Genomic DNA, 10,069 nt, shown 5'->3' with positions numbered 1-10,069 from the left:
TTATTTCCACTAAATAAAGGTATATTCCATAAAAATTGATTTCATTTTTTAAAAGATGAAAAGAAGAAGAGGTTTAATTTACCAACAAAAAGAAGAAAATAATAAATGTTCTTTTGTTGCACGAATAGGGAAGGATTTTTACCAATGGAAAACGCAAAAATTGATTCGAGGCAATTGTTTTCTCTTATGTTTTTATTTCAATTAGGAACGGGAATTGTTACCAGAATCGGAATGCAAGCAAAACAAGATGCTTGGATAGCGATCGCAATCGGTATGTTTGGTGCCCTGATTCTATTTTTCTTTGTGTATTTACAGATATTTAAACGGACTCCCGCCATCCCTTTTACCGGAATACTAGTAAAAGTATTAAGTAAATATATTGGGCTGCCACTCGGCTTGGTCTATATTTGTTATTTTTTCTTTGTAGCTTCCGTTAATGTCAGACATTTAGGGGATACAATGGGGACCTATATCTTACCGGATACTCCTGTTCCTGTCATCATGTTCATCAGTCTCTTACTGGTTTCCTATTCCTGTTATTTAGGAATTGAAGTGTTGGGAAGGACGGCAGAGATTTTATTAGCTGCAATGGTTTTCTTTGGTTTAACTGGTAATTTAACGGTTATTGCTTCCGGTATTATCAAATTGAAGAATTTGCAGCCCGTATTAGAATTCGGCTGGCTTCCTGTGGTAAAACATGCTCTGCCATTACTGGTTTTTTTCCCGTTCGGGGAAATTTTTCTTTTTCTTATGTTTTTCCCTTATTTAAATAAGCCTGAATTGGTAAAAAGAACGGGACTATTATCAATTTTGTTAAGCGGCTTGGGTCTATCCTGGACATTTCTGCTGAATATTAGCGTAATTGGTATTGGAGCGCAGGCTGTTGAAATTCCATTGCTAAGCGCGGTTGAAAAGATTAATGTTGGCCATATTATTCAGAGAATGGACTCGATTGTGGTTGGGACATTTGCAGTTGGCTTTTTCGTTAAAATATTCCTCTATGTATATGCAGTTGTGATCGGATTAACGGATATTTTCAAATTTAAACGGTACCAGCCTTTGATTTTTCCTGTCGTTTTGCTCATTTTTATTTACTCGAACGTACTGGCAAAAAATAAAGTAGCCTATCAAGGTTTCTTTTATAATAAAATGCCTTATTTAGTTGGTTTTCCGCTTTTAGTTGGAATCCCTGTAGTTGTACTTGTTATTATTTGGGTTCGTAACTATTTTGGGGGAGTACGAGCAAATATTCAAAAGTAGTATAAAGTGAGATAAAAGGGATGTCGCATTAGATCAAGTAACGAGTGATGTCACGAAAATACTATTAGCTTATAAAAAGTAGGGTGGTTTTATGAAATTCCAACAGGATTTATCAAAAAATTGGATAATGAAGCAGTCATGGAGAAATTTATTGTTTGCCCATTGGCCGATTCCGGTGAATTTGATGCGCCCGCTCATCCCTAAACCGCTGCAGCTGGATACGTATGAATGTTATGCCTGGATAGGTATTATAGTTTTTATTATAGATGGGATTTATCTTAGGGGAATTCCACGGCTGCCGTTGTTCGCAAAGTTTCCTGAAATCAATGTACGAACCTATGTACATTATAATGGAAAGCCGGGTGTATATTTTTTATCCTTAGATGCCCCGCATTGGGCAACGTATACAATTGCAAGAAAATGGTATCGCCTTCCTTACTACCAGTCTCTCATTCAATTTTGGAAGGATCACTCTGGATTTTATTTCAATAGTGTAAGAAGTGATCGGAAAAGTCCTTTTTTGGCAGGCTTTAACGGGAATTTTATGGCTTCATCAAGGGTCTTTTTTGCCGGTGAAGGGACAATTGACCAATGGTTAACGGAAAGGTACTGCCTTTACAGTGTTGATAAAAAAGGTAATCTTTTTTGCGGTGATATTGATCATATCCCATGGCCCTTACAAACGGCAGAAGCAGATATTTATAAAAATACTTTGGTCACTCCTTTTGGGTTCGAGCCTCCAAAAACGCAGCCACTGCTTCATTTTTCCCAAGGGGTTGATTCTGTATTTGCAAATATTAAAAGGGTGGGTAAATATACAATTTAATCGTTAATTTGATAGCTTTAAACTGTTAAATTGTCCAGAATATTCTTGACAAACAATTTCCTAGTTGATAAAGTTGAAAAAATATATTTCTTATCCAGAGAGGTAGAGGGACTGGCCCGATGAAACCTCAGCAACAGGTCAGATGACACTGTGCTAATTCCTGCGGGTGGTGAACCCTGATCGATAAGAGCTTTTGTTTTTATTTGACAGTAGCGCACTCAAGGTCTGAGTGCGTTTTTTACTTTTTCTGGATAAAGCATAAAGGAGAGTAAGAATGGAGGAGAAAGGGCAATTTCAAAGAAAAATGCAAACTCGGCATATAGTTATGCTATCGTTAGGAGGTGTTATCGGAACGGGGTTGTTCCTTAGTTCGGGGTATACGATCCAACAAGCCGGCCCATTTGGAACGATTCTTTCCTATTTGATTGGAGCGATTGTCGTTTATCTTGTTATGTTATGTTTAGGTGAACTCTCTGTCCATATGCCAGAGACTGGTGCGTTTCATAGTTATGCGGCTAAATTCATAGGTCCGGGAACGGGATATACAGTAGCTTGGTTGTACTGGCTTACTTGGACAGTGGCACTGGGTTCAGAATTTACCGCTGCTGGATTACTTATGGAGCGCTGGTTCCCTTCGATTAATGTATGGATTTGGAGTGCATTATTTGCGATTTTAATTTTTGTTCTAAACGCAAAGACCGTCAGATTTTTTGCCGAATCCGAGTTTTGGTTCTCGTCTATTAAGGTTATTGCTATTGTGGCATTTATCCTTTTAGGAGCTGGGGCTATGTTTGGAGGTATTCCAATGGTACATTCACAGCCTGCCCCATTCTTTTCAAATTTTGTAAGTGAGGGGTTATTTCCTCATGGTACTCTTGCCATTTTTATGACGATGCTGGCTGTAAATTTTGCTTATTCTGGAACGGAATTAATTGGAATTGCCGCCGGAGAAACCGTAGATCCGAAAAAAACAATACCAAAGGCAATTCGGACGACTCTATGGAGATTAGTAATCTTCTTCGTAGGAACGATTGTCATCTTATCAGCGTTATTGCCGATGTCGGATGCCAGTGTATTAGAAAGTCCGTTTGTCACAGTATTTGAACGAATTGGTGTGCCCTATGCTGCAGATTTAATGAATTTTGTTATTTTAACAGCGATTTTGTCTGCTGCTAATTCCGGCTTATATGCCTCGTCCAGGATGCTTTGGTCATTGGCAGATAAGGGGACGATTTCGCCGATCTTTTCCAAATTAACAAAGCAGGGAGTTCCGTTAAATGCGGTAATTTTCAGTATGATTGGCGGAGGGTTAGCGTTACTTTCGAGTATCATTGCACCAGATACAGTTTATATTGTGCTTGTATCCATTTCTGGTCTTGCCGTCGTTGTTGTGTGGATGAGTATTAGTATTTCACAATTTTTATTTCGTAGACAGTATATAAAAGAGGGAAATTCGGTTCATGATTTGGTCTATCGAACGCCGCTATATCCTTTCGTCCCCATCGTATCGTTTATTCTATGTCTGGCGTCATGCATTGGAATCGCGTTTGATCCAACGCAAAGAATTGCACTTTATTGTGGTGTTCCGTTTATATTATTTTGCTATGCAAGCTATTATTTAACCAAAAAACGAAAGAATAGTGGGGGAGAGTACGTTGAGCAAAGTCAATCCAATTGATGCGATATTAAAAGATTATTCTGTGATGATTCTGGATGGAGCCTTAGCGACGGAGCTTGAGCGGCATGGGTGCGACCTGGATGATCCGCTTTGGTCGGCAAAGGTATTACTAGAAAATTCGGAAGTTATTTACCAGGTTCATGCTGATTATTTTCGTGCCGGAGCAGATTGTGCTATTACATCAAGCTATCAGGCGACCATTGATGGTTTTTCCGAGCGGGGAATATCTGAAAAAGAGGCAGTGGATCTAATAAGGCGGACAGTTAGTCTGGCGAGGAAGGCAAGAGATGACTTTTGGAAGGATGAAATGCTTGTCTCTCGTCCCAAGCCATTGGTTGCCGGGTCCGTTGGGCCGTATGGCGCCTATCTTGCAGATGGTTCGGAATATGTTGGAAACTATGGAGTTTCAGATGAGAGATTAAGAGAATTCCATCGTCCGAGAATATCGGCATTAATTGACGCTGGGGCTGATTTATTAGCTTTTGAAACCATTCCCTCCCTGCAAGAAGCGAACGTATTAATTTCCCTATTAAAGGAATTTCCTAATGCTTTTGCTTGGTTATCCTTTTCGTTGAAAAACGGGGCTGCCATTAGCGATGGTTCATTACTTAAGGATTGTGCAAAATCGTTTGCGGACAATGAACAAATTGTGGCAATTGGTATCAATTGCGCTCCTGCATCCGTTTTAAAAGAAGCGGTTAACGTTCTAAGGGTAAACACAGAGAAGCCAATCATTGTTTATCCTAATTCTGGTGAAAACTACCATCCGGAAACTAAAACCTGGAGTGGCAGGGAAGCGTGCAAGCATCTCGATGAACAAGTAAAAGATTGGTATGATGATGGAGCCCGGTTAATTGGCGGTTGCTGTCGAACAACGCCAAAGCAAATTGAGAAAATCGCAAAAAAACTGCGACCTATTCAAACAGTCTCTTTTTAATGGATAAAGGCTACTTCCAAACTGGAAGTAGTCTTTATCCATTTTTTAGGTCTTAGAAATAAGAACTTTTACTCACCCTGAATAGAGTTTAAAAAGGATTGGATGACATTAGAATCCGGGTCAACAAGAAAGATTGGAAGACAAACAATGACAAATAATAAAAGGACATTGGAACCGACTAGAATTTGAACCATTTTTTTTGCGTTCATTTATTTCCCTTCCTTTTTTTAAATTTTTAGCCGCTGTTATTACTTTCCAATCTTTAAAGATTGGCTGTCACCTCCATGGAAAAATGCTTTCTAAAATTAGCTTGCAGTTGTCCTTTTCTAGCTTGTACCACTATTTTACTCTAAATTGCAAAGTAATAAAATAAAAATTTAGAATTTTTAGAAATAAAAATACGAATGGGAAATTATTATTTTTTAAAAATTTCAAGTCTTTATTTTTTGTTTTCGATATAATATTTTTAAAGTAGGTAATTTAATTATTATCTAAGTTTGTTTAGTGTTTCGAATAATATTGAAAGCGTTTATTAAAGTAAAATCATTATTGTTATATCATCAAATTTCTGAAAGTAATAAAAATTAAATAATTTAATTTATTCATCAGGAGGGGAAATGTGTGGCAAATAAAGAGTTGAAAAGAGGACTAGAGGCAAGGCATATTGAGATGATTGCTTTAGGTGGCACCATCGGCGTTGGTTTATTTATGGGATCCGCGAGTACGATTAAATGGACAGGCCCATCTGTCATGCTGGCTTATGCGATTGCTGGAATCTTTATTTTTTTCATTATGCGCGCAATGGGGGAAATGCTCTATTTAGAGCCAACCACCGGATCATTTGCAACTTTTGCTCATAAGTATATTCATCCATTAGCTGGCTATATGACGGCATGGAGTTATTGGTTTCAATGGGTTCTTGTTGGTATGGCCGAACTTACGGCAATCGGGATGTATATGAATTATTGGTTTCCGCATCTTCCTCAATGGCTGCCGGGAATCATCGCGATGGTCATCTTAGGACTGGCGAATCTAGTTTCGGTAAAATTTTACGGTGAATTTGAATTTTGGTTTGCTCTTATAAAAGTAGTAACAATCGTCATCATGATTATTGCAGGTCTTGGTTTAATCTTTTTTGGATTAGGGAACCATGGCCATGCCATCGGGTTATCGAATATTTGGAAACATGGCGGCTTTTTCACAGGCGGCTTTAAAGGATTTTTCTTCGCATTATCCCTTGTAGTGGCTGCCTACCAAGGTGTAGAACTCATCGGGATTACTGCGGGAGAAGCAAAAAATCCGACTAAAACTTTGAAGAAGGCCATTAACAATATCATATGGCGAATTTTAATTTTCTATATTGGGGCAATTTTTATCATTGTTACTGTGTATCCATGGAATCAATTAGGAACAATTGGCAGTCCATTTGTTTCGACTTTTGCCAAGGTAGGAATTACAGCTGCAGCGGGTATTATTAACTTTGTTGTCATTACGGCAGCTTTATCCGGTTCTAATAGTGGAATTTATAGTGCAGGTCGGATGCTCTATACTTTAGCTATGAACGGGCAAGCGCCAAAAAGTTTTGCCAAGATCTCAAAGAATGGGGTACCGGCTAACTGCATTTATGCAACACTTATCGGTTTATTTGTTGGGGTAATTTTGAATTACACTGCTCCAAAGGGTCTCTTCCTTTATGTTTATAGTGCAAGTGTTCTTCCAGGAATGGTACCTTGGTTTGTCTTAATCATTAGTGAGCTTAAATTTAGAAAAGAAAAAGCGGCTGAAATGTCCAGTAATCCATTCAAGATGCCACTTTCTCCTATTAGCAATTATGCAACGATTGCATTTTTACTGTTCGTCCTTGTGGGAATGTGGATCAATACTGACACTCGTGTTTCTTTGATTGTAGGTTTGGTGTTCCTTGCCATTGTTGCGGGCAGCTATTACCTTTTTAGAATGGGTAAACGTGTACCGTTAGAGGATTCAAATAAAAAGCAAGATATCGTTTAATAAAAAGGGCTGACGTAGAAGTATTAACTCTACATCAGCCCTTTTCATTATGATATAACTTTCAAACCCGTCACTCCAATCACAATTGCGAAAAGACTGGCAATACGAGGCAAACTTTTTCTTTCACCAAAGAAAATCATATTCATGATTACAGTACCGGCTGTTCCAATTCCTGTCCATACCGCGTAAGCCACACTTGTCGGTAAATACTCAAACGAAGCGTAAATAAAGGCAAACGAAGCAGCCAGCCCCCCAATATAGATGCTTCCATTTTTAAGGGTTCGTTTTTTACTGAAAAGATTCAGCCCACAGACCCCGATTAATTCATTAATTGCAGCTATAAATACAAATAACCAACCCATTATTGATTGACTCCTTTTGATTTTTTGTCATCTGAAAGCTTTAGTCCCACAACTCCGCAAATGACTAGAATGATAAAAAATATCTTTGGAATACTAACATGTTCATTAAAAAGGAAAACATCCATCAAGAAAGTCCCTACCGTTCCTGCTCCGGCAAAAATGGCGTAAACGGTTCCTGTCGGCAAGTTTTCACATGCTTTTGCGAGAAATTGTAAATCCAGCAAAATAAATCCTGCTATGAAAATCCAATGCCACCAGGTGGTTGCATTGTGAAAACCATAGATCCAAAGTACTTCAGAAACACAGGTTAGGATGACGTATATCCATGACCTATTCATCATTAACACTCCTTAGTTGCCTATGACTGACAATCAGTCATTTATATTTAAAAAAATTTGATTCAAGGTTTAAATAGGCTGATAAAAAATCAGCCATGGTAAAGTTAGAATTTAACTCCCAAGCCATGAAGCACAAACTTCAAAACTTCATTCTTCTTAATTTCCGCCATATCGCGATCACCATGGGAGTATAAAAAGGTTTGTTCGGCAACTGATTCAATCAAACCGATAATTAAAACGGCTGTTTGATCAGGGTCAACCGTATCGCGAAGAATATCATTCTCCTTTGCAAGGCTCAAAAATTCGCTCATCCAAGCATAATAGGGAGAATAGATTGTTTCCCATTCTTGAAGAAATTCTGCTGAAGCAAGACCGGCATAAATCATCGCATGAATTTCCCGAAAATCTTTGGTAATAGAAAAAACCGCTTCAATCACGCTTTTTAATTGATCAATAAAGGAATCTGAATTATTTACCTTGTTATTAATTTCAACCAACATTTTTTCAACCATAACTTGAGCAATCGAAGGCATTACGGCTAATTTGGAAGAAAAATAGATATAAAATGTTCCTTGAGCAATTCCAGCCTTTTTAACGATATCCGAAACCTTTGCTTTTTCGATTCCTTTTTCGCAAAAAACATCAATCGCGGCATGTATGATTCTTTCTTTTTTATTATCCATCTATCGGCCTCCAATAATGACTGACTGTCAGTCATTTTACATGATTATCCATAGAAAGTCAATGATATTAGGTGCCTAAAAAAGCATAAATTTTTCCATTCCTGAGCAAATTATAAAGACTTCAACTCTTGCTTAGGAGGATTTATTTCATGAACATCGCGGATATCTTCACGATTATTGGATTTATTATTTTTGCAGTAGTGATTATTGGACTTTTGATTTTCCTTGTATTTTTAATGATTTTTGACCGAAATCAGAAGATGCATTCGATTTTAAGAAATTACCCGGCACTAGGCCGGATGCGTTATTTTTTGGAAAAGGTTGGCCCAGAGTTTCGCCAGTATTGGTTCAATGGTGACACAGAAGGAAAGCCGTTTTCAAGGGATGAATACGAACATATTGTAAAAAGTGCAAAGTACCAACGTGATGTTGTCGCCTTTGGGTCAAAACGAGATTTTGAGGAAGAAGGTTTTTATGTCCGTAATGACATGTTTCCAAAATTAGCGGAAGAAGCAAAAATGGACCGGGAAACAAAAGTAAATACAAAAAAATATCTTTTATTAAGAGACCCGCTTTTTTCACAAAGAAAAGAAAAAGTGAAGGATGATGAGGCACTTGCTTATTTACTGCATGATGATGATGCAGTTGTCATTGGCCCAAATACAAAGCATCCTTTTGTATTAAAAGGCTTGATTGGTATGTCTGCGATGAGCTATGGAGCCCTTGGGAAAAATGCCGTTACAGCACTTTCAAAAGGCTTGGCCTTAGCGAAAGGGACATGGATGAATACCGGGGAAGGCGGCTTATCCCCATACCATTTGGAAGGCGGAGTCGATATTATTATGCAAATCGGCCCAGGTCTTTTTGGTATTCGTGATAAAGATGGGGGAGTGGATTGGGACGAGTTGAAGCGAAAAAGTGAAATTCCGCAAGTGAGGGCATTTGAATTGAAACTTGCCCAAGGAGCAAAAGCCCGGGGAGGACATATAGATGGCGAAAAGGTTACCCCAGAAATTGCTGAAATACGAAAAGTTGAGCCGTATAAGTCGGTAGACAGTCCCAATCGTTTCCACCAGTTCAGTGATGTTCCTTCCATGATTGAATTTATTGAAAAAATCCGTGCAACCACTGGAAAACCAGTTGGGATGAAGATTGTTGTTGGGGCTAATGACAGCGTGGAACAACTAGCAAAATATATGAAGGAGACCGGAAAGGGTCCAGATTTTATTACGGTGGATGGTGGTGAAGGCGGTACGGGGGCGTCTTACCAAGAACTGATTGATAGTGTTGGATTGCCTATCAAGTCTGCCCTGCCGATCTTGGTGTCAACGCTTCGTAAATATGGAGTGCGTGACCGGGTGAAAATCATTGCATCAGGAAAACTGTTTACCCCGGACCGGATTGCGATCGCATTGGCAATGGGAGCAGACTTAGTGAATATTGCCCGTGGCTTTATGATAACGGTTGGCTGTATTCAAACTTTGAAATGTAATTCTAATACTTGCCCTGTTGGGGTAACGACAACGGATCCTGAATTGCAAAAGGCACTTGTGATTGATGAAAAGAAATACCGTGTTGTCAATTATCTTGTCACATTACGGCAAGGTTTATTTCGAGTTGCAGCAGCGGTCGGCATAGACTCACCTGTCCGTTTCGAGCCCAAACATATTAGTTATAAAGATGAAAAGGGTGTCGTAGCATCACTTGAGAGTATTCTGAACGAAATTGAGGAGCATATTGGTGCAAGTTAAAGCTTATAACAAAATAGCTGCCTTTAAGAAGAAAAACGGTCGTCAATCAAGCTCTAGGTGACCGAAGATGTGAAAAAAGAAGGGAAACGGTCGTCTATCAAGGCTCTAGGCGACCAAAGAAGTGAAAACAGAAGAGGACCGGTCGTCTATCAAGGCTCTAGGTGACCTAAGAAGTGAAAACAGAAGAGGACCGGTCGTCAATCAAGGCTCTAAGTGACCGAAGA

10 protein-coding genes and 1 riboswitch are annotated in these 10,069 nt (G+C 38.8%); of the genes, 6 read left to right on the top strand and 4 right to left on the bottom strand.

What is annotated here, in order from left to right; all coding sequences use genetic code 11:
* Positions 1-144 precede the first annotated feature (144 nt).
* The 4 genes from BIV60_RS27060 to mmuM all read left to right on the top strand — a co-directional run bounded on the left by BIV60_RS27060 (position 145) and on the right by mmuM (position 4,701).
* Complete coding sequence (locus BIV60_RS27060) at positions 145-1,260, top strand: GerAB/ArcD/ProY family transporter (protein ID WP_071358760.1); 1,116 nt, start codon at positions 145-147, stop codon at positions 1,258-1,260.
* 91 nt (positions 1,261-1,351) lie between these two features.
* On the top strand, positions 1,352-2,086 hold the full coding sequence (locus tag BIV60_RS27055) for a YqjF family protein (protein WP_071358759.1): 735 nt from the start codon (positions 1,352-1,354) through the stop codon (positions 2,084-2,086).
* Positions 2,087-2,173: 87 nt separating this feature from the next.
* Positions 2,174-2,276, top strand: a riboswitch (SAM riboswitch).
* 84 nt (positions 2,277-2,360) lie between these two features.
* Complete coding sequence (mmuP, locus tag BIV60_RS27050; RefSeq protein WP_071358758.1) at positions 2,361-3,764, top strand: S-methylmethionine permease; 1,404 nt, start codon at positions 2,361-2,363, stop codon at positions 3,762-3,764.
* A 25-nt stretch (positions 3,765-3,789) separates the two neighbouring features.
* Positions 3,790-4,701 carry a homocysteine S-methyltransferase gene (gene mmuM, locus BIV60_RS27045; RefSeq protein ID WP_071358761.1) on the top strand — a complete coding sequence of 304 codons (912 nt, stop codon included), beginning with the start codon at positions 3,790-3,792 and terminating at the stop codon, positions 4,699-4,701.
* Between the two features lie 68 nt (positions 4,702-4,769).
* On the opposite strand, the gene BIV60_RS29965 is transcribed toward mmuM, so the two are convergent.
* Entirely contained in the window at positions 4,770-4,910 is a 141-nt protein-coding gene (locus BIV60_RS29965) for a hypothetical protein (protein WP_177177409.1), read from the bottom strand.
* Positions 4,911-5,322: 412 nt separating this feature from the next.
* Here BIV60_RS29965 and BIV60_RS27040 point away from each other — a divergent pair, with 412 nt between their 5' ends.
* Entirely contained in the window at positions 5,323-6,711 is a 1,389-nt protein-coding gene (locus BIV60_RS27040; RefSeq protein WP_071358757.1) for an amino acid permease, read from the top strand.
* A 47-nt stretch (positions 6,712-6,758) separates the two neighbouring features.
* Here the strand turns inward: BIV60_RS27040 and BIV60_RS27035 are convergent, their stop codons facing one another.
* From BIV60_RS27035 to BIV60_RS27025, 3 genes are all read right to left on the bottom strand, one after another.
* Positions 6,759-7,073, bottom strand: a complete 315-nt coding sequence (locus BIV60_RS27035; protein ID WP_071358756.1) for a DMT family transporter — start codon at positions 7,071-7,073, stop codon at positions 6,759-6,761.
* Positions 7,073-7,414 (bottom strand): DMT family transporter, encoded by a 342-nt coding sequence (locus BIV60_RS27030; protein WP_071358755.1) that lies wholly within the window; start codon positions 7,412-7,414, stop codon positions 7,073-7,075. Before BIV60_RS27030 ends, BIV60_RS27035 begins: the two co-directional genes overlap by 1 nt.
* Before the next feature lie 101 nt (positions 7,415-7,515).
* Entirely contained in the window at positions 7,516-8,094 is a 579-nt protein-coding gene (locus BIV60_RS27025; RefSeq protein WP_071358754.1) for a TetR/AcrR family transcriptional regulator, read from the bottom strand.
* Between the two features lie 149 nt (positions 8,095-8,243).
* Between BIV60_RS27025 and BIV60_RS27020 the strand changes: the two genes are divergently transcribed.
* On the top strand, positions 8,244-9,845 hold the full coding sequence (locus BIV60_RS27020; RefSeq protein ID WP_071358753.1) for an FMN-binding glutamate synthase family protein: 1,602 nt from the start codon (positions 8,244-8,246) through the stop codon (positions 9,843-9,845).
* Positions 9,846-10,069: the final 224 nt, after the last annotated feature.

Origin of the sequence: Bacillus sp. MUM 116, assembly GCF_001866655.1 — a bacterium.
Taxonomy (GTDB): domain Bacteria; phylum Bacillota; class Bacilli; order Bacillales; family Cytobacillaceae; genus Neobacillus.
Note: the sequence above shows the minus strand (reverse complement) of the source record. Positions and strands in the feature narration are given on the sequence as shown.